25 protein-coding genes are annotated in these 21,604 nt (G+C 67.8%); 20 read left to right on the plus strand and 5 right to left on the minus strand.

Features of this window, described 5'->3' with window-relative positions:
- Positions 1–273: 273 nt before the first annotated feature.
- The 18 genes from BLT59_RS03020 (at position 274) to BLT59_RS03105 (ending at position 15,814) form a co-directional block, all read left to right on the plus strand.
- Positions 274–957 carry a response regulator transcription factor gene (locus BLT59_RS03020; protein WP_091776365.1) on the plus strand — a complete coding sequence of 228 codons (684 nt, stop codon included), beginning with the start codon at positions 274–276 and terminating at the stop codon, positions 955–957.
- A gap of 275 nt (positions 958–1,232) precedes the next feature.
- On the plus strand, positions 1,233–1,619 hold the full coding sequence (flgB, locus tag BLT59_RS03025; RefSeq protein ID WP_091776367.1) for a flagellar basal body rod protein FlgB: 387 nt from the start codon (positions 1,233–1,235) through the stop codon (positions 1,617–1,619).
- Complete coding sequence (gene flgC, locus BLT59_RS03030) at positions 1,616–2,032, plus strand: flagellar basal body rod protein FlgC (protein WP_091776370.1); 417 nt, start codon at positions 1,616–1,618, stop codon at positions 2,030–2,032. Before flgB ends, flgC begins: the two co-directional genes overlap by 4 nt.
- A complete protein-coding gene (locus tag BLT59_RS03035; protein WP_091776373.1) occupies positions 2,032–2,364 on the plus strand; it encodes a flagellar hook-basal body complex protein FliE in 333 nt (110 codons plus the stop codon). Before flgC ends, BLT59_RS03035 begins: the two co-directional genes overlap by 1 nt.
- 122 nt (positions 2,365–2,486) lie before the next feature.
- Complete coding sequence (gene flgG / locus BLT59_RS03040; RefSeq protein ID WP_091776376.1) at positions 2,487–3,275, plus strand: flagellar basal-body rod protein FlgG; 789 nt, start codon at positions 2,487–2,489, stop codon at positions 3,273–3,275.
- Between the two features lie 52 nt (positions 3,276–3,327).
- Positions 3,328–3,771 (plus strand): flagellar basal body P-ring formation chaperone FlgA, encoded by a 444-nt coding sequence (gene flgA / locus BLT59_RS03045; protein WP_244513803.1) that lies wholly within the window; start codon positions 3,328–3,330, stop codon positions 3,769–3,771.
- Positions 3,768–4,871 (plus strand): flagellar basal body P-ring protein FlgI, encoded by a 1,104-nt coding sequence (flgI, locus tag BLT59_RS03050; protein WP_091776381.1) that lies wholly within the window; start codon positions 3,768–3,770, stop codon positions 4,869–4,871. The genes flgA and flgI overlap by 4 nt, the downstream gene beginning before the upstream one ends.
- Positions 4,868–5,491: a MotE family protein gene (locus tag BLT59_RS03055; RefSeq protein WP_175543913.1), complete on the plus strand. Its 624-nt coding sequence runs from the start codon at positions 4,868–4,870 to the stop codon at positions 5,489–5,491. Before flgI ends, BLT59_RS03055 begins: the two co-directional genes overlap by 4 nt.
- Positions 5,488–6,186, plus strand: a complete 699-nt coding sequence (gene flgH / locus BLT59_RS03060; protein ID WP_091776385.1) for a flagellar basal body L-ring protein FlgH — start codon at positions 5,488–5,490, stop codon at positions 6,184–6,186. Before BLT59_RS03055 ends, flgH begins: the two co-directional genes overlap by 4 nt.
- 19 nt (positions 6,187–6,205) lie before the next feature.
- Complete coding sequence (locus BLT59_RS03065; protein WP_091776389.1) at positions 6,206–6,688, plus strand: flagellar basal body-associated FliL family protein; 483 nt, start codon at positions 6,206–6,208, stop codon at positions 6,686–6,688.
- Positions 6,689–6,746: 58 nt separating this feature from the next.
- Positions 6,747–7,484: a flagellar type III secretion system pore protein FliP gene (gene fliP / locus BLT59_RS03070; protein WP_091776392.1), complete on the plus strand. Its 738-nt coding sequence runs from the start codon at positions 6,747–6,749 to the stop codon at positions 7,482–7,484.
- Positions 7,485–7,763: 279 nt separating this feature from the next.
- Entirely contained in the window at positions 7,764–8,957 is a 1,194-nt protein-coding gene (locus BLT59_RS03075; protein ID WP_175543914.1) for a flagellin N-terminal helical domain-containing protein, read from the plus strand.
- 170 nt (positions 8,958–9,127) lie between these two features.
- On the plus strand, positions 9,128–10,777 hold the full coding sequence (fliF, locus tag BLT59_RS03080; RefSeq protein WP_091776397.1) for a flagellar basal-body MS-ring/collar protein FliF: 1,650 nt from the start codon (positions 9,128–9,130) through the stop codon (positions 10,775–10,777).
- Positions 10,777–11,409 carry a hypothetical protein gene (locus BLT59_RS03085; RefSeq protein ID WP_091776401.1) on the plus strand — a complete coding sequence of 211 codons (633 nt, stop codon included), beginning with the start codon at positions 10,777–10,779 and terminating at the stop codon, positions 11,407–11,409. Before fliF ends, BLT59_RS03085 begins: the two co-directional genes overlap by 1 nt.
- A gap of 2 nt (positions 11,410–11,411) precedes the next feature.
- Positions 11,412–12,608: a MotB family protein gene (locus BLT59_RS03090; RefSeq protein WP_091776404.1), complete on the plus strand. Its 1,197-nt coding sequence runs from the start codon at positions 11,412–11,414 to the stop codon at positions 12,606–12,608.
- Positions 12,605–13,882, plus strand: coding sequence for a chemotaxis protein (locus tag BLT59_RS03095; protein ID WP_091776407.1), 1,278 nt, complete (start codon positions 12,605–12,607; stop codon positions 13,880–13,882). The genes BLT59_RS03090 and BLT59_RS03095 overlap by 4 nt, the downstream gene beginning before the upstream one ends.
- Complete coding sequence (locus BLT59_RS03100; protein WP_091776410.1) at positions 13,879–15,309, plus strand: flagellar hook-length control protein FliK; 1,431 nt, start codon at positions 13,879–13,881, stop codon at positions 15,307–15,309. The genes BLT59_RS03095 and BLT59_RS03100 overlap by 4 nt, the downstream gene beginning before the upstream one ends.
- Complete coding sequence (locus BLT59_RS03105) at positions 15,269–15,814, plus strand: transglycosylase SLT domain-containing protein (RefSeq protein WP_091776413.1); 546 nt, start codon at positions 15,269–15,271, stop codon at positions 15,812–15,814. The genes BLT59_RS03100 and BLT59_RS03105 overlap by 41 nt, the downstream gene beginning before the upstream one ends.
- A gap of 329 nt (positions 15,815–16,143) precedes the next feature.
- On the opposite strand, the gene BLT59_RS03110 is transcribed toward BLT59_RS03105, so the two are convergent.
- Together BLT59_RS03110 and BLT59_RS03115 are read right to left on the minus strand one after the other, a co-directional pair.
- Positions 16,144–16,551, minus strand: a complete 408-nt coding sequence (locus tag BLT59_RS03110) for a hypothetical protein (RefSeq protein WP_091776416.1) — start codon at positions 16,549–16,551, stop codon at positions 16,144–16,146.
- A gap of 197 nt (positions 16,552–16,748) precedes the next feature.
- Positions 16,749–16,940: a hypothetical protein gene (locus BLT59_RS03115; protein ID WP_091776566.1), complete on the minus strand. Its 192-nt coding sequence runs from the start codon at positions 16,938–16,940 to the stop codon at positions 16,749–16,751.
- Positions 16,941–17,027: 87 nt separating this feature from the next.
- Between BLT59_RS03115 and BLT59_RS03120 the strand changes: the two genes are divergently transcribed.
- Positions 17,028–17,288 (plus strand): hypothetical protein, encoded by a 261-nt coding sequence (locus BLT59_RS03120; protein WP_091776419.1) that lies wholly within the window; start codon positions 17,028–17,030, stop codon positions 17,286–17,288.
- A gap of 58 nt (positions 17,289–17,346) precedes the next feature.
- Here BLT59_RS03120 and BLT59_RS03125 read toward each other — a convergent pair whose 3' ends face one another.
- Positions 17,347–17,973, minus strand: a complete 627-nt coding sequence (locus tag BLT59_RS03125; protein ID WP_091776422.1) for a cell wall hydrolase — start codon at positions 17,971–17,973, stop codon at positions 17,347–17,349.
- A 142-nt stretch (positions 17,974–18,115) separates the two neighbouring features.
- Positions 18,116–18,442: a DMT family transporter gene (locus BLT59_RS03130; protein ID WP_091776424.1), complete on the minus strand. Its 327-nt coding sequence runs from the start codon at positions 18,440–18,442 to the stop codon at positions 18,116–18,118.
- Between the two features lie 348 nt (positions 18,443–18,790).
- On the opposite strand from BLT59_RS03130, the gene BLT59_RS03135 reads away from it, so the two are divergent.
- A complete protein-coding gene (locus BLT59_RS03135; protein WP_091776426.1) occupies positions 18,791–20,017 on the plus strand; it encodes a serine hydrolase domain-containing protein in 1,227 nt (408 codons plus the stop codon).
- Positions 20,018–20,042: 25 nt separating this feature from the next.
- On the opposite strand, the gene BLT59_RS03140 is transcribed toward BLT59_RS03135, so the two are convergent.
- Positions 20,043–21,455, minus strand: coding sequence for an HdeD family acid-resistance protein (locus BLT59_RS03140; protein WP_091776428.1), 1,413 nt, complete (start codon positions 21,453–21,455; stop codon positions 20,043–20,045).
- Positions 21,456–21,604 lie beyond the last annotated feature (149 nt).

The raw sequence follows: 21,604 nt of genomic DNA on the forward strand, positions 1-21,604 counted from the left end.
ACGGTGAGCCGTCATCGGAGCGCGCGGCCTGGAGCCGCACAGACCCCGTCTTCCACGATAAAGGGACATATTTTCCGGTTCCGATTGGATAAAATTTTCGACAAGATTGTCTTTTTCAGATGCATTCAAGCATTTTTCTAGCGCGACCACTCCTTACGGCAGAGTTGACCGGCAACATCTCTTACGGCATGGAACAGAAGTCAGACAAAGATTTCTCGTCTTTGGTGAGAAAGACGTTTACTCGTGTTTATATAACGACGGAGTCTTGTGACAATGTACGTCATTGTCGATGAGCGACCGATGGTTACAGACGGATACGTTGCAAACTTTAGTAGAGAAGGCGTAACGTCCGTCGGATTATTGGCAAGCGATTTCGAGGACTGGCTTCAAACGGCCCCGGGAACGGATCTCGACGCCGTCCAGGGCTTCCTGCTGGGCGATTGTGAGCAGCGCTCTGATCTGCCGGAAATGATCCAGAGGCGCTCACCCGCACCGATCATCGCGATGATCGAGACGCGCTGCCTGACCGAAACCCTCGACCTCTTCGGGGCCGGCATCGACGACGTCGTCCGGAAGCCGGTTCATGTCCGGGAAATCCTGGCCCGGACCGAGGCCGTGTGGCGGCGTGCGCAGCGCGCATCAGCCAGGGACCCGGCGGTGTCGGACCGGACCGCGCGGATCAGAGTGTATTTCGACGGCCGTGATCCCGATATCGACGGGGAGAAGATGGCGCTGCCGCGCCGCGAGCGTCAGATCCTCGAGTTCCTTGTCCGCAACCGCGGCCGCCGGATGACCAAGGAGCAGGTCTTCAACGCGGTGTACGGCGCCTTCACGAGCGACGTGGACGAGAGCGTGATCGAGGGGCACATCAGCAAGCTTCGCAAGAAGCTCCGGAACAGGCTGAGCTTCGACCCGATCGAGGTTCGACGCTACCTGGGATACGCGTTCGTCACCTGACCGACCGCACAGAAGCGCATGGGCTCAGTCCCGGCGGCACTAGAAGTCACGGCACAGCAGCCCGCTCGGCGAGGGGTGGCCGTGCCGTTGCAAGCTTCGAGCGGCTGGCCGCGCGCCGCCGCAAGCTTCGGACAAGACAGCGCACGCAAAGATCCACCGTCAGGAAACAGCCACGCTGGAGCAGTCGGTCGAACCGACGTCTTCGGCTGGGCAATGTTCCCGGACAGGGCAACAACGCTGCCGCCGAACTTGCCACGCCGGAAAGCCGACAGGTCATGAACCCGATTTTTCTGTTCAACCTCGCATCGCGTCAGCTGCAACACCTTGCGGCGCGTCAGGCCGTGATCTCAGGAAACATCGCGAACGCGAACACCCCCGGGTACCGCGCCCGCGACCTGACCCCGTTCCGGGATCTGCTGGACAAGACGGTCCTGTCGATGGCGGCGAGTCAGCCCGGCCATCTCGAGATCGACGGTCCCGGCGCGCGGCCGGCCCGGGCGGCCTCCAAGGACGGTTGGGACATCGTCCATTCCGGCAACTCGGTCAGCATCGAGGAACAGCTGATGAAGTCCGGCGAGGTGAGCCGGGATCAGGCGCTCAACGGCGGCGTGGTCAAGGCCTTCAACCGGATGCTGGCCTTGAGCGTGAGGAATGCGCAATGATCGATCCCCTGGCCGCCTCCTCGCGGATCGCGGGCTCCGGCATGGAGGCACAATCCGAGCGCTTGCGCGTCATCGCGGAGAACATCGCCAACGCCCAGTCGACGGGTCTGTCCGCGGGCTCCGATCCCTATACCCGCAAGACGATCACGTTCCGCACGGCCCTCGATCGGGCCTCCGGGACCGCGGCGGTCGCGGTGCGCCAGATCGGACAGGACAAGGCGCCGTTCCGGATCGCGTACGATCCCGGCAACCCGGCCGCTGACGCCGACGGCAACGTCAAGCTGCCGAACGTGAACATGCTGATCGAGATGGCCGACATGCGGGAGGCCAACCGCTCGTACGAGGCCAATCTGCAGATGATCAAGCAGACCCGCTCGATGGTCGCCGGCCTCATCGAACTCCTGAGGCCGTGATGATCCAGACGCTTGCCGCCCTCACCAGCGTTACCGACAAGAACGGCGTCTTCGGTGCGACCGAACTCGGCCTGGCGATGCCGGGGGTCCGCCCGGCCTCGCCCGCTTCACCCGCGTCCAATTTCGGCGACCTCCTGACCCAGATCGCGGGCCAGATGCGGGACACCGTGAAGACTGGCGAGGCGACCGCGATCTCCGGGATCCAGGGTAAGGCCTCGACCCAGGCGGTGGTCGAGGCGGTGATGTCCGCCGAGCAGACCCTCCAGACGGCGGTGGCGATCCGCGACAAGGTCGTCGCCGCCTACCTGGAGATCGTCCGCATGGCGATCTGACACGGCGCTCTGACACGGCGCTCCAACATGGCGATCCGACGCGGCCCCGCGGCGACCCCGGAACGCGGCGCCGCCGGCCCCCGACCCGTCATCACCTTCCTCTCCGGCGCAAGGACCTGATCATGAGAGCGCTCGCCATCGCGGCCACGGGCATGAACGCCCAGCAGCTGAACGTCGAAGTCATCGCCAACAACATCTCGAACCTGAACACCACGGCGTTCAAGGCGGCCCGCGCCGAATTCAAGGACCTGATCTACCAGGCCGAGCGGCCCGCGGGCGTCCCGATCCAGGCCGGCGAATCGGCGATCCCCGAGGGCGCCATGCTCGGCCTCGGCGTGCGCAATACCGCGATCCGGAACCTGCACCGGCAGGGCCCGCTCACCAACACGACCAATCCCCTCGATCTCGCCCTCAACGGCCGGGGCTGGTTCCAGGTGACGATGCCGAACGGCGAGATCAACTACACGCGCGCCGGCTCCTTCAACAAGAATGCCGACGGCCGGCTGGTCACGGCGGAGGGCTACAGCGTCGATCCGGCGATCATCATCCCGCAGAACGCCGTCGATGTGGTGGTCAACGAGACCGGGCAAGTGATGGTCAAGGTCGACGGGCAGCAGCTGCCGCAGACGATCGGCCAGCTTCAGATCGCCAATTTCACCAACGATGCCGGGCTCGAGCCTCTGGGCAACGGCCTGTACCGCGAGACCGCGGCCTCAGGTCTTCCGGTGACCGGTTTCGCCGGCGACCCGGGCTTCGGCAAGATCCACCAGGGCTATCTGGAGACCTCCAACGTCGACCCGGTCCGGGAGATCACCAGCCTGATCTCGGCCCAACGGGCCTTCGAGATGAACTCGAAGGTGATCCAGGCCGCGGACGAGATGGCCGGCACGATCTCGAAGGGCATCCGCTAACATCATGACTCGACACGCTCGCCCCGGGGGGATCGCGGCGCGGACGGCCCGAATGCTGGCCACCGCCTGGGCGCTGGGCCTCGGGTCCGGTGCCGCCATCGCCGCAGAGCAGAGGCTGCCGGTACCGGTGGCGACGATCTACGCGGGCGACGTCATCAAGCCGATGATGCTGCGCGAGCAGGACTTTCCGGAGAGCTATCGGCCGCGCTTACCGGTGGTCGATACGGTGGCGCGGGCCATGGGCCGGATCGCACGGCGCACACTCCTGCCCGGCGAGACGATCCCGGTGATCGCCCTGGAGGAGGCCAAACTGGTGACCCGGGGCGGGCCGACCGTGATCGTATTCGAGGAGCATGGCGTCGTGATCACGACCCAGGGCACGGCCCTGGCGAACGCGGCGGTGAACGAGGCGGTCAGCGTCCGGAACAGCGCCACCGGGCGGATCGTCCCGGGCATCGTCCAGCCGGACGGGCGGGTGCGGACGGGGCAGCCATGATGCGCAGGCTGATCCTCCTCCTCATGGCCGGCCTCAGCCTGTGGCCGGCGCCCGCGGCGGCGACGCGGATCAAGGACATCGCCGCGCTCCAGGGCGTGCGCGACAACCAGATTGTCGGCTACGGGCTCGTGACTGGCCTGCAGAGCACCGGCGACACGCTGCGCAACGCGCAGTTCACGGAGCAATCCCTGCAGTCGATGCTCGATCGGCTGGGCATCAACGTCCGCGATCAGCGGCTGCGGACCCGGAACGTCGCGGCCGTGATGGTGACGGCCAACCTTCCGGCCTATGTCGAGCCGGGATCGCGGGTCGACGTCTCCGTGAATTCCATGGGCGATGCCACGTCGCTGCGCGGCGGCACCCTGCTGATGACGCCGCTCTCGGGTGGTGACGGGCAGGTCTACGCGGTCGCCCAGGGTGCCCTCGTGGTCTCGGGCTTCAGCGCCACGGGCCAAGCGGAATCGTTGGTCTCCGGGGTGGCGACGGCTGCGCGGGTCCCGAACGGCGCCCTGGTGGAGCGCGCGGTCGCCGGCACGTTCAGCGAGCTTCCGGGCATGGCCCTCGAGCTGAAGAACCCGGATTTCCACACCGCCGTCCTGATCGCCGACGCGATCAACGCCTACACGCTGCAAAAATACGGGCGGCGCGCGGCGAGCCCGCGCGACTTCCGGACCGTCGTCCTGTCCCGCCCCGGCCATGTCGGCCGGACGCGGTTCATGGCGGAGATCGGCGAGTTGCAGGTTCAGCCGGACATCCCCGCCAAGGTGGTGATCGACCAGCGGACCGGCACCGTCGTCATCGGCCGGAACGTGCAGGTTTCCACCGTGGCGGTGACGCACGGCGATCTCACGGTGCGCATCACAGAGACGCCGCAGGTATCCCAGCCCGCGCCGTTCTCCGACGGCCAGACGACCGTGGTGCCCCGCACCGATATCGAGGCGGGCGAGCAGATGGCCCGCCTGGCCATCGTTTCGGGGCCCGACCTCCAGACCCTGATCCGGGGCCTGAACAATGTCGGGATGAAGCCAACGGACGTGATCGCCATCCTCCAGGCGGTGAAGACGGCGGGCGCCCTCCAGGCGGAGCTCGTGATCCAATGATTTGTCCGGCCCGCGCGCGCCGCCTCGGCGTGAACAGCCCGAATCGCCGGCTTCGTCTCTCCCTCGCGGCGGCTGCCCTGCTGGCCGCGACCCAGGCGACGGCCGAGCCCAAACCCGGCGATGTCAGCAAGGCGGACGACGGACGACCGACGCAATATTGCGCCGGCATCGCCAATGCCGCGGCCGACGCCCGCCTCGCTTGGCAGAAGGAGACGCTCACGGCCTTATCCAAGGATATCGAGGTGCGGATCGGCCAGCTCGAGGCCAAGCGCGCCGAATACGAGGATTGGCTGAAGCGCCGGCAGGCCTTCCTGGCCAAGGCCGACGAGAGCGTCACGGCGATCTACGCCAAGATGCGGCCGGATTCCGCGGCGCAGCAGCTGACCGCCATGGAGAGCGAGGCGGCTGCCGCCATCCTGACCCGTCTCGACGCGCGCATCGCCAGCGCGATCATGAACGAGATGGAGCCCGGCCGGGCGGCGCGCCTGGCCAACGTCATCACCAACACGCCACCGAAGAACGTGGTGCCGCCCAGGCCCGACGCGGCCGTCAAAGCGCCGCCCGAGCCGCGATCGGACGCGGGCGGGCGCCGCCCGCAGGACAGCGAGACATCAGGATGAAGCGACTGGCCGCCATCGCGGCGCTCACGACTCTCGGGGCTTGCGCGACGCCCGTCCAAGAGATCGGCCGGGCGCCGGCCCTGACGCCCGTGGGATTCGGCATCGATCCGAATCACGATGCGGTGCCGCCGCTGGCGGTCGCGTCGCAGGCGCAGGGCTACCACTCGACCTGGGCCCAGCAGAGCGCCGACCTGTTCCAGGACCCCCGCGCCAAGAATGTCGGCGACGTCGTGACCGTTCTCATCGCGATGAACGACAAGGCGCAGTTCGACAACGCCACCGATCGGTCGCGCGACTCGCGGGCCAAGTCGAGCGTCGATCTCCAGTTCGACCTGTTCGGCCTCACGCCGGAATCGAAGAACCATTACGAGGTGAACGGCAATTCGTCGACGAAGGGGCAGGGCAGCATCGACCGCAAGGAGCAGCTCCGGCTCTCCGTGGCCGCCGTCGTTACCCACGTGTTCCCCAACGGCAACCTGCTGATCAGCGGCTCCCAGGAGGTTCGGGTCAACTTCGAGGTCCGGGTCCTCAACATCGCCGGCATCGTGCGGCCGCGGGACATCTCCCGGCGGAACACGATCGACTACGACAAGATCGCGGAGGCGCGGGTTTCCTATGGCGGACGAGGGCGCCTCATGGAGGTGCAGCAGCCCGCCGTGGTCCAGCAGGTCTATGACCTGGTCTCGCCGTTCTGAGCCGAAACGGACCTGATCCATGGCGTCCGACGCTGTCTCCCGCCGCGCGCAGCTCCGCTGGCTGCTGCTGCTCGCACTGCTCACCGCCCTGGCGGTCGGAGCCGGAGGCGTGAGCGGCCTCTACCTGATCGGTCAGGTCGAGAAGGCCGTGGACGAGCGGAAGCGGGCCGAGGAGGAGAACCTCCAGCGGGTGGTCACCTACGATACGGGTTCCACCGTCACCAGCCTCGGCACCATCGTGACGAATCTGGCGGGCCCCGGTGACGTCTGGGTCCGCCTCGAAGCCTCGGTCGTCGTGAAGACCGGGACCTTCGCGAATCCCCAGGCCATGGTCGCCGAGATCCGCCAGGACATCCTCGGCTATCTGCGCACCCTGACAGTGGCCCAGATCGAGGGGCCGAGCGGGCTGAGCCACCTGCGCGAGGACCTGACCGAGCGCGTCCAGGTCCGCAGCAAGGGCCAGGCCCGCGACTTCTTCATCGAAACGCTCGTCGTCCAGTAGGGCGCCGCCTCGGCCCTTCCCGCGGGCATGGCCGAAGAACATCAGGACCGGTCACGCCATGCTGCGTCGCGTCTTTCTGGCGAGCCCGCTGCTCCTCGTCGCCACGGCTGCGAGCGCCCAGAGCTTCGGCCTCGATCAGGTGCTGCCCCCCGGGAACGGATCCGTCAGCGGGCGGATGATCCAGCTCATCGCGCTGATGACCGTGCTGTCGATCGCGCCCGGCCTCCTCGTCATGGTGACCAGCTTCACGCGATTCGTGGTCGCGCTGTCGTTCCTGCGCTCGGGGCTCGGCCTGCAGAGCGCTCCGGCGAATCTGGTGCTCATCAGCCTGTCGCTGTTCATGACCTTCTACGTCATGGGGCCGACCTTCGACCGGGCATGGCAGGACGGGGTCCGCCCGCTCACCGAGAATCGGATCACCGAGGAGGAGGCCTTCGCCAAGGTGACGGCGCCGTTCCGGGAGTTCATGCTGGCCCATGTTCGCCCGAAGGACCTCGACACCTTTGCGGAGATCGCGGCAGCGAATCTCCCGCGGGCGCCGGACGGCGGCCGGACCGACCTCCGGGTGCTGATCCCGGCCTTCATGATCTCGGAGCTGCGTCGCGGGTTCGAGATCGGGTTCCTGATCGCGCTGCCGTTCCTCGTCATCGACATGGTTATCGCCGTGCTCGTCATGTCGATGGGTATGATGATGCTGCCGCCGACCGTGATCTCGCTACCATTCAAGATCCTCTTCTTCGTCCTGATCGATGGATGGAACCTACTTATCAGCGGCCTCGTCAGATCATATTTCTGACCTATTCCGTAAAATCCTTCCCATGAACACAAAAATAATCTTCTTACCGGGCAGGACAAGATAGGTGTTGACTTTCTTCCGGAGCTTGTCCATTTCAGTCTTGCTGCCGAGCAGATAGGCGATCTTGAAACTGAGATTTCAAGATCGTTGCCGGCGCTATTCATAGCAGATTGATCCGTCAAGCCTCGCCGCTCGGATCATAGACATGATGTCGCTCTGCTATGCCGGCGAAAACCCGGCATGTCCCACCACCGTGATTTTTTCCGAAGGGACATCTTTATGTCGAGCCTGTTGACCAACACCGCCGCGATGACGGCGCTCACCACCCTCAAGATCACGAATCAGGATCTGGAGAAGTCCAGCAACCGCGTCTCGACCGGCCTGAAGGTGGCGACCGCCGCTGACAACGCTGCCTACTGGTCGATCGCCACCACCATCCGCGCCGACAACGGCTCGCTCGGTGCCGTGAAGGACGCGATCGGCCTCGGTCTCGCCACCGTCAATTCTGCCATCAACGGCCTTGAGCAGGTCCGGACGACGTTCCTGGATCTCAAGAACAAGCTGACCTCGGCGCTGAGCCCGAGCGTGGATCGCAACAAGATCCAGTCGGAAATCAACGCGCGTCAGACCGACCTGCGGACCTCGGCCACCAGCGCGACCCTGAACGGCGAATCGTGGCTCTCCACCGATTCGGGCGCCGGCAACTATTCGGCCGACCGCAAGATCGTCGCCTCGTTCAGCCGCGTCCAGGGCCAGATCGCGGTCGGCACCGTCTCGGTGAATCTCGACGAGACCAAGCTCTACGACGCCAAGGTCTTCACGGGCGCGTCGGCGGGCACGACCGGTGTGACGGTGTCGGGCAGCGCGGCTGCGACCGCCGCCATCGCCACGCGCAACACGGCCCAGGCGACCTACGACGCTGCAATCGCCGCCTTCAACAACAGCGCCAAAGATGCGGCTGCCGTCGCGACCCGCGATGCGGCGACCGCCACCTACAATACGGCGATGGCGACTTACCAGAACACCGTCAAGACCACCAACGCGGGCGCAACCGCGGGTGTCGACAGCAAGGGTGGCCTCCTCGACAAGAAGTACGCCGTCGTGGGCGCCGACGAGAACGGCTTCAATCACGCCTATCTGCTGTCGGTCGACACGATCGACATCGCGGGCATCCAGAACAGCGATCTCTCCAAGCTGCGCGCCTACGTCAACATGGCCGACAAGGTTCTGACGGGCATCACCGACGTTGCCACCAAGCTCGGCGCCGTGCAGAGCCTCATCCAGTCTCAGTCGAACTATGTCGACACGCTCATCAAGAACAACGAGAAGAGCATCGGCATCCTGGTTGACGCCGACATGGAAGACGAATCGACCAAGCTGAAGGCCCTCCAGGTCCAGCAGCAGCTCGGCATCCAGTCGCTCACGATCGCCAACCAGAGCACGCAGCAGATCCTGAGCCTGTTCCGGTCGTAAGATCGGCCGCTCAGCAGCATCGGCATCCGCCCTACGGGCGGATCGGGGCCGCGCGTCTTCGGGCGTGCGGCCCTCTTCTTTGGGCCGGGTCGTGCATGACACCATCCCCGGGCAAGATTGATCGGCCAAGCCTAGGCCGAGCCACAGATGTGGAGGCCTGAGTCCCGCCGATGCCCGGTCGCGAGCACATTGAAAAACTGTGGCACAACATCCTGGAACTCGGTCCGCGGCGCCTGATCGCGCTCGGGCTGGTGGGACTCACCGTGTTCCTCGCGGTGGGGCTGGGGGCCTATTATCTCAGCCGCCCGCTCCGCGAGACCCTCTATTCCGGGCTGAGCCGGGACGACGTGAGCCGCATGGGCTCCGCGCTCAAGGAGGCCGGCATCCCGTTCGACGTCAGCGCGGACGGCACGGCCCTCCTGGTCAGCTACGGGCAGACCGCGCAGGCCCGGATGCTGCTTGCCGAGAAGGGCCTGCCCCAGAGCGGCAAGGCGGGCTACGAGCTGTTCAATGATCTCGGGTCCCTCGGCCTGACCTCCTTCATGCAGGACATCACCCGGGTGCGGGCCCTTGAGGGAGAGATCGCCCGCACCATCCAGACGCTCAAGGGCGTGAAGGCGGCGCGGGTCCACATCGTGATGCCCGATCCCGGCTCATTCCGCCGCGAGCAGCAGCCCGCCTCGGCCTCCGTCGTGGTGCGCACGGAGCCTGCCAACGATCCGACGGTGGCGCCCGCTATCCGCCAGCTCGTGGCCGCCGCGATCCCCGGCATGAAGCCCGACAAGGTCACCGTGCTCAATACGGACGGAACCGTCCTCCTCGCCGGGGACGACACGACCACGGCGCCGGCCGGCCGCTTGGCGAGTCTCGAGCAGGCCGTCAATCGGGAGATCCAGGACAACATCCGCCGGACGCTCACCCCCTATCTGGGGCCGAACAATTTCGAGGTCAGCGTGGTCACCCGGTTGAACACCGACAAGACCAAGACCGACGAGACGATCTTCAATCCGGACCAGAAGGTGGAGCGCTCGCTCCGAACCGTGAAGGAATCGGAGAATTCTCAGAACCGCACGCCGCAGAAGCCGACCACGGCCCAGCAGAACCTGCCCGACCAGCGCGTCCGCGCGGAGGGGAGCGAGAGTTCCAATTCCGAGAGCCAGCGCCGCGAGGAGCTGACCAATTTCGAGATCTCCTCCAAGACGGTCCAGACGGTCAGCGACGGCTATTCCGTCAAGAATCTGTCGGTCGCCGTGCTGGTGAACCGGTCCCGGCTTGAGACCCTGGCAGGAGGGGGCAAGGAGGCCGGAAAGGACGGGAACAAAGCCGAACTCGACCCGCAGATCGCGGAGATCGAGCAACTCGTGGCCTCGGCGGCCGGCTTCAACAAGGCGCGCGGCGACCAGATCAAGGTGGCCGCAGTGAGCTTCGTGAACGACGGGCAGCCTCTCGCTCCCGTCCCCGCCCTCGGCTTCGGCGAGGTGCTGATGCGCCAGTCCGGGACCCTGATCAACGCGGCCACGATCCTGATCGTGGGCTGCCTGCTCATCTGGTTCGGGCTGCGCCCGGCGGTCAACGCGATCCTGGCCCGACCGTCCGACGTCGGCACAGAACTGGCGCTTACCATGTCGGAAAGCGGGGAGGCGCTCGACATGCTCCCGGCAGAGCAGGCCGAGGGAGCCGCCGATCCCAACCTCATCGCCGACCTGACGGAGCAAATGGCGCGCTCGCCGATCCGCAAGCTGGAACAGCTGGTGGATCTCGACGAGGAGCAGGTCGCCAACATCCTGAAGCAATGGCTTACCCGTGACGAGGCCGCGTGATGGCGGATGCGTCCCAGATCTGGACCGTATTCTCGGGTGCGGGCCAGCGATCCTCCTCCACTTTCGCCGCGCTGGCCCCCAAGCGGGCGCAGACCGAATCACCAACACCGCCACCGCCGGATCTCGACGCCCTTGCTGCGGCGGCCCGGGCAGAGGGGCGACGCGAAGGCGAGGCACTCGCCCATCGGGCTGCCGAGGCCGCCGCCGTCGCGGAGCGGGAAGCCGCAGCCGTCGCACTCACGGCCGCGCGGGAGCGCTGGGTCGAAGCGGAATCAGCGGTTCTGGTCGAGACCTTCGCGGCCGAGATTCAGGCTCTGGAGACGCGCCTGGCCGCGAGCTTGGCGCGCGTCCTCCAGCCGTTTCTGACGGCCGCCCTGCAGCAGGAGGCCATCCGCGACCTGCACGCAACGCTCGCGGCGATCGCGGCGGACGATCAGTCGGGGACGCTGGCGGTAACCGGCCCGCCGGACCTAGTGGCGGCGCTCGCCCGGCGCCTCGACCTGTCGCCCGGCCAACTCGCCATCACCACCGAGGGCGGCCCCGACCTGCATATCCGGACGAACGGCACCGTGATCGAGACGCGGCTTCAGGCCTGGGGTGAGCGCGTCGCCGCCCTGGTCGAGGATTGCTGACCATGGCCAACAAGCAGTCCGAGATCATCATCGTCCGGCGGCCCGCCGAGGATGATGACACCCACCATGGCGGCGTCTGGAAGATCGCCCTGGCCGACTTCATGACCACGTTGATGGCGCTTTTCCTCGTCCTGTGGCTCACCAGGGCCACGAATGAGGAAACCCGCACCAGCATCGCCAACTACTTCAATCCGATCAACCTGTCGGAGGCCCTGCCGGTCCGGAAGGGATTGAGCGATCCGCAGCCGAGTTCGGCTGACCCGGCAACGGACAGCAGGATGGACGGATTCGCGACGGCGGGTCGTACGCAGGACAAGAGCAGACCGCTGCCACCGGGTTCGGCCGCCCGGGAGCGGGAGCTGTTCCAGGATCCCTATGCCGTCCTGGCCGGACTCGCGGCCGAGACCGAGGCGGATAAGCCGCAGAGCGCCACGGTCGGCGATCTCGGCGAGGCGGGACGGCGAGGCGGCGAAGTGGTGCGCGATCCGTTCGATCCGCTCTACTGGCAGGTGACCACGCTCGTCCCGGCGAGATCCGACCGCTCCGCGCCCGTCGGAATCACGCCGCCGCCGGCCGGGACCCGGCCCGATGCCCGCGGCGGCGCCGCCGTCGTTGGTCCGGAGGTCGGCCCCGGGATGGCTGAAAGCAAGCCGGTAGACAGCAAGACGATGGAGTCCAAGGACGGGCAGGCACGGCCCGAGGCGGCCATGGCGAACCCGTCGGCCCCGACGCCGACGGATCATGCTGCGGCGCTGAAGGCGGAGATCGCCGGGATCTTCTCAAGGCCCCCCGGTACGCCCGGTCCGCGCGTCGACGTCCAGGGCACTCCGGAGGGAATCCTGATCAACCTGACGGACGACCTGTCCTTCAGCATGTTCGCGGTGGGGTCCGCCGAACCGCGACCCGAGCTGGTACGGACGATGGAACGCCTCGCCAAGGCCATCGCCGCGCGGCCGGGCCGGATCATCATCCGCGGCCATACCGACAGCCGCCCGTTCCGCTCCGAGGTCTACGACAACTGGCGGCTGTCGACGGCGCGCGCCCACATGGCATCCTACATGCTGACCCGGGCCGGCCTTGATGAAGCACGGATCTGGCGGGTCGAGGGGGCGGCCGACCGGACGCCGCGCAATGCTGCGGATCCGAAGGCCCCCGAGAACCGTCGGATCGAGATCCTCCTGCAAGGATCTCCGGGATGAGGCGGATCGTGCGGGGCCTGATCGGCCTGATCGCCGCCGGGCTCGCGGTTCCGGGCGTCGCGCAACCTGTGCCTCCGCTGCTGGTGGCGCCGCAGGTGGAGCGTCAGCCGAATCCAGACCCCATCCCGTCCCAGCCGCCAGTCGTCGCACCACCGGCCGGAACGGGGGGACCGGTCGCCTGGGTGCGCACCTTGCAATTGCTGCAGGACCGTATCGCTGCGGGATCCCTGATCGCCCACGAAAGCCAGCCCCTGTTGATCGCGCGGATCAACGCGGATCTTTTGAACGCGGCACCGGACGTCTGGGCCGATCGGCACAATCTCCATGCGGCCGTGGCCTTCGCCCTGAGCGGCGGCGGCCCGGCCGTCCTGCAGCACCTGATCGCACGGGAGGATCTCGCCGAACCCGAGGCGTCGCTCGCCCGCGGGGCGCTCGCCTACATCGAAGGGCGGGCGAGCGAGGCGAGACGCCTCCTCGGGGAGATCGACACGGCGGGCCTGCCGCCGGCGCTGGCCGGCGCCGTCGGCCTGACGCAGGCTTCCCTCACCCTGACCGAGAACCCGGTCCGCGCCATCGATCTGCTCGATCGGGTTCGGCTGCTCCTGCCGGGAACCCTGGCTGAGGAGGGGGCTCTGCGCCGCGAGATCTTCACCCTCGGTCAGGTCGGCGACCTGAAGAAGTTCGAGTCCCTGGCCATCCAGTACCTGCGCCGCTACCCGCACTCGGTCTATGCCGGCAATTTCCGGCAACGCCTCGGCTTCCAGCTGACCCAGTTCAACGTCGCCGAGGACCCGGCGCGCCTCACGGCGATGAACCGGATCCTGAGCGAACTCGACCCCGAGAGCCGGCGGGACCTGTACCTGCTGATTGCCCGGACGGCGATCGGGCAGGGCAAGACGGCCGCGACCCTCCTGATCGCCGACAGGGCGCTGGCGCTCTGCGCGCCCGGGAGCCCGGAAGCGGCCCGGGCCCGACTATACCGGGCAGCGGCCGAGATCGTGAATCTGGCAACATTCAAGTCCGGGCTGCTGACGCTGAGGAACCTGGACCGGTCCAACCTGCCCGCCGGCGACCTGCCCCTTCTTGCGACGGCGCTCTCAACGGCCGAGGAGATCGGACGCGGTCTCGGGGGCAGATCACTTACTCCGGAGGCGGAGAGCGCATCCCCGCGGGACATGCGAGAGGCGTCCGCCGACAGGCCCGACAGCCTGATTCCCAAGGCCCAATCGACCATCGACCACGTCGATCTGCTGCTCAGCAAGGCGCGCCCGTGACCTCGATCACCGCCACGGTTCAGAAATCCATCCCGAAGCTCGATCGGGAAGTGGCATCGCCCAATCCAGAGGCCGATCCGCAGGCTGCGCCGGAGGCGTCGCCGAAGCGCGGTTTCGAAGCCGTCATGCGGGCGGCCGCCCGCGCCCCCTCAGCTGCCTCCGCCGATTGGGGTGCGGACGAGGCGGAGGGGACGGGCGAGCCCGACCCGAAGGCCGGACCCGGAACAGGGTCGGGGACCGTCCTGGCTGTGCCGGCGAGCGACGGTGCCGCAATCCTCGCCGGCATCCTGAGCGCGGCACGCGCGGCCGAAGCTCCGGCCCCGGCCGCACCAACCGAATCCGGGAATGGAATCCAAGGGCCAGCCGGAGCAGCACCGCCCGGTTCCGGGCTCTCCGCTGCAGCCGGGATCGCCGGCGGCCCGGCGGGGTCCGGGTCGGACTTCGATGGCGCCACCGATGCGGGGATCGGACGCGCACCGAAAGTCGCGGTGGTCGACCGCGCCATCCACTTCGCGCCCGTCCCGTCCCGCGCGATGCCGGCCGCTCCGGTACCCGCCGTCACCGCACCGGGTTCGAGCGGGCCGGCCATCGCCGCAGCGGCCGCAGCCGCCCCGACACACATCGATGCCGCAGCGGGTCCGGCCGTCCGGACCGGATTGCCCGACTCGGCCGCCGCAGCGGCGCCGAAACTCCCGCTCCTGGCCCGGATCGAGCCTGGCCTGCGGCTCGGAGATGGTACGGCCGAGTCGGACCGAGCGGACGTCCCTGAACCGGAGGACGGCCGCGCGATCGTCAGAATGACGGAACCCGGACATGCCAGGGATGTCCCGGCCTCAGCCGGCCGACACGCTCTGGCGGACTATCCCGCCTCCGGCCTCCGGGCCGGGGACCGGGCCGAGCCGGGCTCCCCCCTGCTTGGGCTACCGTCGATCGCGTCCGCGATCGCGGACGCGATCGACCCTGCGGCCGCCCAGAAGCCGGAAGCGCGGATCCACGCCGACCCGGCGGTCAGGCCACCTCCGGACGGGCCGCTGCGCATGCTCAGGATCCAGCTCAGGCCGGAGGAACTCGGAACGGTCACGGTGGAGCTGCGGCTCGCGGACGGCCAGCTCGAGACGCATCTGCGCGCCTCGCGACCGGAGACAGCGGCTCTCCTGCATCGGGACGCGGCGATCCTCACCGACCTGCTCAAGCAGGCCAATTACCAGGCTGCCGTAACCGTCGAACCGGCTCGACCGGCCGAGGCCGGGAGCTTTTCCGGAGGGGCCCCGCCACAGGGCCAATCCGCCTTGACGGATGGCGGTGCCCGACCGGGCGACGGTGGGGACAGGCAGCGGCAGGCTGACCAGCGGCCGGCGACCGACAGACGCGACGGGGAACGGATGGATGAGACGGTACGTCCTCGCGACGGCGGCGTTTATCTGTAGCGCCGTCCCGGCCACCGCGAATGTGTGCGAGGCCGAGATGGGCCGCGCCTCGGCCCGTTACGGTGTCCCCCTCGGCGTCCTCTATGCGGTCGGCCTCACGGAGACAGGCAAGCGCGGCTCGCTCCAACCCTATGCCATGAACATCGCCGGGGCGGCCTATTTCGCGACCGGGCCACAGGATGTGCTCGCCCACTTCACCGAGGCGCGCCGCAGGGGGGTGCGCCTGATCGATCTCGGCTGCATGCAGATCAATCACCACTATCACGGCGGCAAGTTCGGCTCGGTCGAGGCCATGATCGACCCGCACGCGAACGTAGATTACGCAACGCAATTCCTGCGGGATCTGAAGCAGCGCGAGGGCAGCTGGACCATGGCCGTGGCGCGCTACCATGCCGGTCCGCACAACAACGCCGCGCAGAAGATCTATATCTGCCGGGTCGTGGCGAACATGGTCGCGACGGGCTTCGGCCAGTGGACACCGGCCGCGGCGCGCTTCTGTCGGTGATGCTCCGGGGACGGCGGGAATGCGGACCGGCGCGGCCCAGGGAACCAACGGAAAGACCCGTGTCTTTCGGCAGAGGCGACCCGCCGCCTGCCGATCATCGAACCGGAAAGCGGTCTTCGTCCGTTTACCGGCCTGGAGAAGCCGCATGATCGTCGCCCCAGACCCGCCGGAGGGGCCATCCGGGAAGACAGCCCTGCTGATCGCCCTCACCCTCACGGCCGTTGCCGCCGCCGCCTACGTCCTGATCCACATGGACTAACCCGGCCGGCCACCGCGACGGCAGGCGTTCGGCACAGGAGAGGGCGGCGAATGGAGGCTCCGCGCCGCTCCTACAGGGTCCGACAGGTCCCGTAGCTGACCTTCACCTCTTGGCGCTCCTCGGGATTGAGCTGCGCCTCGACGAAGTTCATCCTGTTCAGATCGATCAGCAGGAAATAGACACCGTTCTGACATTTGATCGCGTTGCGCGGCGTGCGCTCATTCAGCCGCGGCGAGGCGGGCTGACACTCGTAATAATCGGAGCGTCCCGCCGAGATCACGGTGAGCAGACCGCCGCTGGAGACCACCGAGAACGTCCGGGCCTTGCGGGGCTGCGGCTTCGCCTCTTCAGAGGTGGCGGCATCGAGCCTGACCGACGCCTCCTCTGTGCACGTCATCGGACGGCGCAACTGGGAGATCGAGGGCGTGATGCTCAGCAGGAGGAGCGCACCAGCGAGCGCTACCCGTTTCGCGATCATCGGCGAAGGACCCGTGATTCGTGGGTAGTTTCTACCGACAAGCTAGGCCGTTAGCTCGCGGTGTAAATGCCGCTCGCTTAGATGGGTAGGCCGATCAACAGATTTGCGGCCCCTTCCATTGCACGGTTCCAATGATTACGGATCGATCCGGCTCCTCCGATGACCGGCAGCCCGGCTTCACGGCGGCGAAAAGGGCTCTATTCCTCCACCGCATCCGGATTGTCGTTGGCGGCCGTACCGGAGTCGCGTCGCGCCGCGATTTCCGTGCCGATCTCCATGAGCAGCAGCCGGGACAGGAGCCGCATCGTCGACGTACCATGCGCGGCCAAGAGCTGATGGGCCGCAATCGCCGCCTCCACCATGCGGTCAAAACCGTCGTCGTCGGACATGGCGGGGCAGTAACCTGGTTGAATGCCGAGCATACAACTTAAAGGCAAGGATCCGGTTCGACCGACGGCGCAGAAACAGGATTCCCCATGATCCCGACCGTCCAAGCCGACGCTCTGCTGGGGAGACTGGCCCAGGCACTCGGGAGGCCGGTCGATATATTCGTCCGGGAATCGGGGTCCGAATCCGGAGACGCATCCGGACTGGATTGCGACGTGCTGCCGGCCCTGGAACTGCTCCGCCTGTGGGATGCACTGCGGGAGCCGCGGAGCCGGCAACGGGTGCTGGCGGCGGCCCGGCAGGAGGCCCGGAACCCGCACGCGATCCGCGCGGAGGAGGCAGCCGGCTGATCGGAACGCGATCGCGCGGCCTCCCTCAAAGCGGGGCGATCAGATCACGCGTGCTCGATCAATGGCCGACAGCCAGCGGCGCGGGCACAGCCGCGAAGGTCAAGGCCGTCGCGGGGAGGGCGGGCGTGGCCGGCTTGTCCTGCTGACCCGGCTTCTCCTGCTTCTCCAGCTTGGCCGTTTGCCTGTCGCGCTTCTCATAGAAGGCGTTGCCGCCGGCGACGGCCACGTAGTGCATGTTTGTGTAGGGGAAGCGGTGGCCCGCGGTGTGGAAGTACATCGCCTTCCCGACCTTCGGGTGGCGCTCGCCGGCCAGGACGGCGTCGGCGGCATCGGCGACCTTCAGCAAGTCCTTCTCCTGCATCGGCTTGGTGAGCACGCCCGGCGCGAATTGTCCCGGCTGCCCGACCACCGCGCAGATGCCGCCCGGGAAGATCGCGTTCTCGAGCCGGTTCATGACCACCGTGCCGACGGCGATCAGCCCGTCGCTGTCGCTCCGATTCGATTCGAAGTACATGGCGCGGCCGAGACAATCGCGCTCGGCGTCGCTGACGGCCATCGGCGGCTTGCGGTCGGGGATCGATCCCGTCGTGAGCACCGGCGACGCGGTGTTGCAGGCCCCCAGGCCGCCGGTCGCCGCCAGAACGATCAGTGCAGAACCGACCTTCGTCCTCTCGCTACCCTGCATGCATCCGCGCTCCGTGCTCCTCCAGCCTGACCCGTCGGGCGGTGTTCCGCTCCGACCGGACGAAGGCCAAGCTTGACGGCACGTTCGCGGCGAGGATGTGGCGGGGGCGTCCCGTTTCGGGACCGGCCCGGCCCCGGGAGCCTCAGTGCTGCCCCTGGCCGGCGGCCAGGATGGTCACGCCCAGGGCGATCACCCCGATGCCCGCCAGCATCGTCGGGTTGATCGCCTCGCCGTACAGCCACGCACCGCCAAGCGCCGCGCCGATCATGCCGATTCCCGACCAGATCGCGTAGACGACGCCGATCGGCAGCATGTCCATGCTGGTCGACATCAGCCAAAGGGCGGTGCCGTATCCGAGGGCCACGATCACCGTCGGCCCCGGGCGGGTGAGACCCTCGGCGGCCTTCAATGCCAGGGTGGCGGTGACCTCCGCGCCGATGGCGAGCCCGAGGATCAGGTACGGATTCATGGCACGGCGAACTTTCAGGCTGCACAGGCTGGGTGAGGCGGGCGACCGAGGCGTGTAGAACGAAGTTCGAATCGGACGCCCGAGCAGACGGAGAGGCGTGGGCCGGCCCAACTCTGCTTCGAAGCGGCCGCAGGACATCGGCGGCCGCTGCCCGATACAAGGCCACAGATCCATGAACATTTCCGAACCGGCGCCCCGGACTTTCGCAGGCAGCGAACAAGGCGCGCTGCGACCGGACGCGGGGCACAGGAGGCTTTCGTTAATGCCTCCTGATCATGGTGGCGGCGCGCCGTCCCGCCGCGGGGTCGGCGGTGCGACAGCGACGATCCAGAGCGACACAGATCCAGTATGACCGCGTCCTCGGCGACCCCGGATTCTCCGGCCCGCACACGCCGGGGCCGCCGGTGGAGCGTGATTGCGGCAGCCGGCGGTGCCGCTGTGGCGGGCTGCGCCTGGACCGCCGCCGCGCTGATCAACGTCCCCGACCCCGTCACCCTGACGGCGCTCGCGGTCATCGAGCCGTCCTCGGTGGGCACGTGGTTCCCGAGCCGGATCGTCCAGGCCCCCGCACGGGCGAGCGACCTGCCGGCCCGGCCGCGCCCGATCGTCGACCGCGTCCCTTGGAAGGGAAAAGCGGTTCCGCTGATGACGGTGCTGGAGGCGACCCACACCAATGCCTTCCTGGTGGTGCAGGACGGCACCCTGATCCACGAATGGCAGCGCGCGGGCACCGGACCGGACACGCTGTTTCCGTCGTGGTCGGTGGCGAAGTCCATCGTCTCGCTGCTGGTCGGCGCCGCAGTGGCGCGGGGCCAGCTCGCCGAGACCGACCGCGTCTCGGCCCTCCTGCCCGACCTGAAGAACGGGGCCGTCTTCGGCCAGATCACCGTGCGCAATCTCCTCGACATGGCGAGCGGGATCGCGGTGCCGGAGAATTACGATCCCCGGCATCCCCTGACCGGCACCGCCGGGATGTACCTGACGCGCGACATCACGGCCTTCGTGCGCGACAACGCGCATCTGGCGTTCAAGCCCGGCAGCAAGGGCCGCTACCGCAGCATCGATACCGAGCTGCTCGGCCTGATCCTCGCCCGGGCCGAGGGCAAGCCGCTGGCCGACATCCTCTCGGAGCGGATCTGGAAACCGATGGGCGCCCAGGCCGACGCCACCTGGAACCTCGACCGGCCCGACGGCATCGAGAAGGCGTTCTGCTGCATCAACGCGACGGCCCGCGACTTCGCCCGTCTCGGCCTGCTGGTGGCGGATCAGGGCCGGTCGGGCGCCAACCGCATCATACCGGCCCGCTGGATCGAACGGATCATGACGCCGGCCCGGCGCGACGTCGACGGCTGGCAGTACTCGGCCCAATGGTGGCATGCGCCGGGCGGCGAGGACGACGACATCTCCGCAATCGGCGTCTACGGCCAGTACATCTACGTGAACCAGAAGACCGGCACGGTGATCGTGAAGCTCAGCGACCACGGCGCAGAGCAGGACGAGATCGACACGCTGACTGTGATGCAGACCATCGCGACCGATCTCGCCAGCGGTCGCACCGCCGGCAGGGACCGTTGAGCGGGAGGCCGCGACCGGGACTTGATCAGGCCTCCGTCGGGCCGCCCCCCGGCACGGAGGGCTCCCGGACGACCGGGGTCAGCGCCGTCAGGCCCCGTACCCGCCAGTTGCGCAGGAGCCGCCACCCGACCCGCTTCCACGCGATCGACGGCACCGGCGAGGCCGGATCGACGAGGGCGCTGAGCGCCCGCGTATAGTCGAGCACCAGGCCTGGGGTCCACGTCATGGAGCGGGCCCCGTTGCGCAGGAAGGCCGCAGCCCAGAATTCCGGCGTGGTCAGCGCCGCGGCGAGCTGCCGCCAGGGATGACCGCCCCGGCTGAACGCACCCTCGACGGCGATATCCAGCGCCCGGGCGACCGTGGTGGAGCAGTTGCGGCTGATGAAATTGTAGGTGGTATCGACGCTGTAACGCGCCCAGAACGCCCGCAGCCGGGCGGCGTCGATGCCGTTCAGGGTCACCGCCACGGTCGCCGGGCACCAATCCGCCACCTCCGCCGCGTGGGAGGGCAGGAAGCGCCCGGGCACGTCGTTCTCGGGACCGGCGCGCAGGCTCGAGCGCAGATTGGTGGGCGAGCGGTCGATCTCCACCGCGGGATAGTGGCTGATATAGAGGTCGTCGCCCTGCTGCAGGGCGGCGTGGCCGGTGGAGAACCGCCCGGCCTTGTCGACGGAGGCGACGTAGCGCCGGAGCAGCCGCTGGCCGGCCGGCGTGGTCGCCTGCCCGGTGGGGGTCCAGACATAGACCGTCAGGCTACCGGCCTCGGCGTCGCTGACGGACACGGCCGGCTCGGCGGTGCCCAGGCGGCGGGTGCGCAGGCCGACCAGAGCGAGGTTGGCCCCGTTCAGGATCAGGAACATCCCGATGCAGTAGCCCACCGTGCCGGCATACCAAGTCGGCCAGGGCTGGAGATGGAACAGGCCGAAGGCAATGCTGAGGCCGCCGAGGGCCACCGACATCCGCCAGCCGGAAAACTTCAGCAGGCTCGCGATCGTGATTCGGACCAGTCCGTCGGCCACGAAGGCGATGCCGAAGATCATGGCGAGCAGGAAGGTGCTGTGCCGCGTGGCCATCATGATCAGCACGGCCATGACCGACAGCAGCGCCCCCTTGGCGAGGCGCAGGCGGCGTGCGGCGCCGATTGCGGATGCACCGACGGCGAGGGAACTCATGCCCTCGGCAAGCAGGATCAGGCCGAACCACCGGTCCGGCACGTGGAGCGCACCGTCAAGGGAATCGATCACCACGAGGATGCCGAGCGACGACCACAGCAGCCCCATGGCGACGATGAGATGCCAGTGGCGGCGGACCGCGGACCGCCCGACGAGCAGCATCCAGAGGGGCGCCATCCGGCTGCCCGCCGCCTCCGCGCCGTCCGGTCCGGCCGCCTCAAGCGCCGAGAGCGCGCGCGGGATGGAGGTCGAACACGGTCCGGACATTTAGGGTCGCCCTCGAAAGCGTGCGCCGACGAGCCTCTCGCACAGATGCCGCCGTGCCGTCACGGCCGGAGGGAGGCTCCCGACAAGCGAGAGTATCGCGAAGCGCCCGGGCCGCACGATCCACGACTTGCCTGATGACTTTGTTAATC

The sequence above is a fragment of the Methylobacterium sp. UNC378MF genome, from assembly GCF_900103195.1.
Classification (GTDB): domain Bacteria; phylum Pseudomonadota; class Alphaproteobacteria; order Rhizobiales; family Beijerinckiaceae; genus Methylobacterium.

Excerpts from the sequence above, each read along its gene's own strand:
- BLT59_RS03020 (WP_091776365.1), top strand. The coding sequence starts at position 274 with ATGTACGTCATTGTCGATGAGCGACCGATGGTTACAGACGGATACGTT.
- flgB (WP_091776367.1), top strand. The coding sequence starts at position 1,233 with ATGAACCCGATTTTTCTGTTCAACCTCGCATCGCGTCAGCTGCAACAC.
- flgC (WP_091776370.1), top strand. The coding sequence starts at position 1,616 with ATGATCGATCCCCTGGCCGCCTCCTCGCGGATCGCGGGCTCCGGCATG.
- BLT59_RS03035 (WP_091776373.1), top strand. The coding sequence starts at position 2,032 with ATGATCCAGACGCTTGCCGCCCTCACCAGCGTTACCGACAAGAACGGC.
- flgG (WP_091776376.1), top strand. The coding sequence starts at position 2,487 with ATGAGAGCGCTCGCCATCGCGGCCACGGGCATGAACGCCCAGCAGCTG.
- flgA (WP_244513803.1), top strand. The coding sequence starts at position 3,328 with ATGCTGGCCACCGCCTGGGCGCTGGGCCTCGGGTCCGGTGCCGCCATC.
- flgI (WP_091776381.1), top strand. The coding sequence starts at position 3,768 with ATGATGCGCAGGCTGATCCTCCTCCTCATGGCCGGCCTCAGCCTGTGG.
- BLT59_RS03055 (WP_175543913.1), top strand. The coding sequence starts at position 4,868 with ATGATTTGTCCGGCCCGCGCGCGCCGCCTCGGCGTGAACAGCCCGAAT.
- flgH (WP_091776385.1), top strand. The coding sequence starts at position 5,488 with ATGAAGCGACTGGCCGCCATCGCGGCGCTCACGACTCTCGGGGCTTGC.
- BLT59_RS03065 (WP_091776389.1), top strand. The coding sequence starts at position 6,206 with ATGGCGTCCGACGCTGTCTCCCGCCGCGCGCAGCTCCGCTGGCTGCTG.
- fliP (WP_091776392.1), top strand. The coding sequence starts at position 6,747 with ATGCTGCGTCGCGTCTTTCTGGCGAGCCCGCTGCTCCTCGTCGCCACG.
- BLT59_RS03075 (WP_175543914.1), top strand. The coding sequence starts at position 7,764 with ATGTCGAGCCTGTTGACCAACACCGCCGCGATGACGGCGCTCACCACC.
- fliF (WP_091776397.1), top strand. The coding sequence starts at position 9,128 with ATGCCCGGTCGCGAGCACATTGAAAAACTGTGGCACAACATCCTGGAA.
- BLT59_RS03085 (WP_091776401.1), top strand. The coding sequence starts at position 10,777 with ATGGCGGATGCGTCCCAGATCTGGACCGTATTCTCGGGTGCGGGCCAG.
- BLT59_RS03090 (WP_091776404.1), top strand. The coding sequence starts at position 11,412 with ATGGCCAACAAGCAGTCCGAGATCATCATCGTCCGGCGGCCCGCCGAG.
- BLT59_RS03095 (WP_091776407.1), top strand. The coding sequence starts at position 12,605 with ATGAGGCGGATCGTGCGGGGCCTGATCGGCCTGATCGCCGCCGGGCTC.
- BLT59_RS03105 (WP_091776413.1), top strand. The coding sequence starts at position 15,269 with ATGAGACGGTACGTCCTCGCGACGGCGGCGTTTATCTGTAGCGCCGTC.
- BLT59_RS03110 (WP_091776416.1), bottom strand. The coding sequence starts at position 16,551 with ATGATCGCGAAACGGGTAGCGCTCGCTGGTGCGCTCCTCCTGCTGAGC.
- BLT59_RS03115 (WP_091776566.1), bottom strand. The coding sequence starts at position 16,940 with ATGTCCGACGACGACGGTTTTGACCGCATGGTGGAGGCGGCGATTGCG.
- BLT59_RS03120 (WP_091776419.1), top strand. The coding sequence starts at position 17,028 with ATGATCCCGACCGTCCAAGCCGACGCTCTGCTGGGGAGACTGGCCCAG.
- BLT59_RS03125 (WP_091776422.1), bottom strand. The coding sequence starts at position 17,973 with ATGCAGGGTAGCGAGAGGACGAAGGTCGGTTCTGCACTGATCGTTCTG.
- BLT59_RS03130 (WP_091776424.1), bottom strand. The coding sequence starts at position 18,442 with ATGAATCCGTACCTGATCCTCGGGCTCGCCATCGGCGCGGAGGTCACC.
- BLT59_RS03135 (WP_091776426.1), top strand. The coding sequence starts at position 18,791 with ATGACCGCGTCCTCGGCGACCCCGGATTCTCCGGCCCGCACACGCCGG.
- BLT59_RS03140 (WP_091776428.1), bottom strand. The coding sequence starts at position 21,455 with ATGTCCGGACCGTGTTCGACCTCCATCCCGCGCGCGCTCTCGGCGCTT.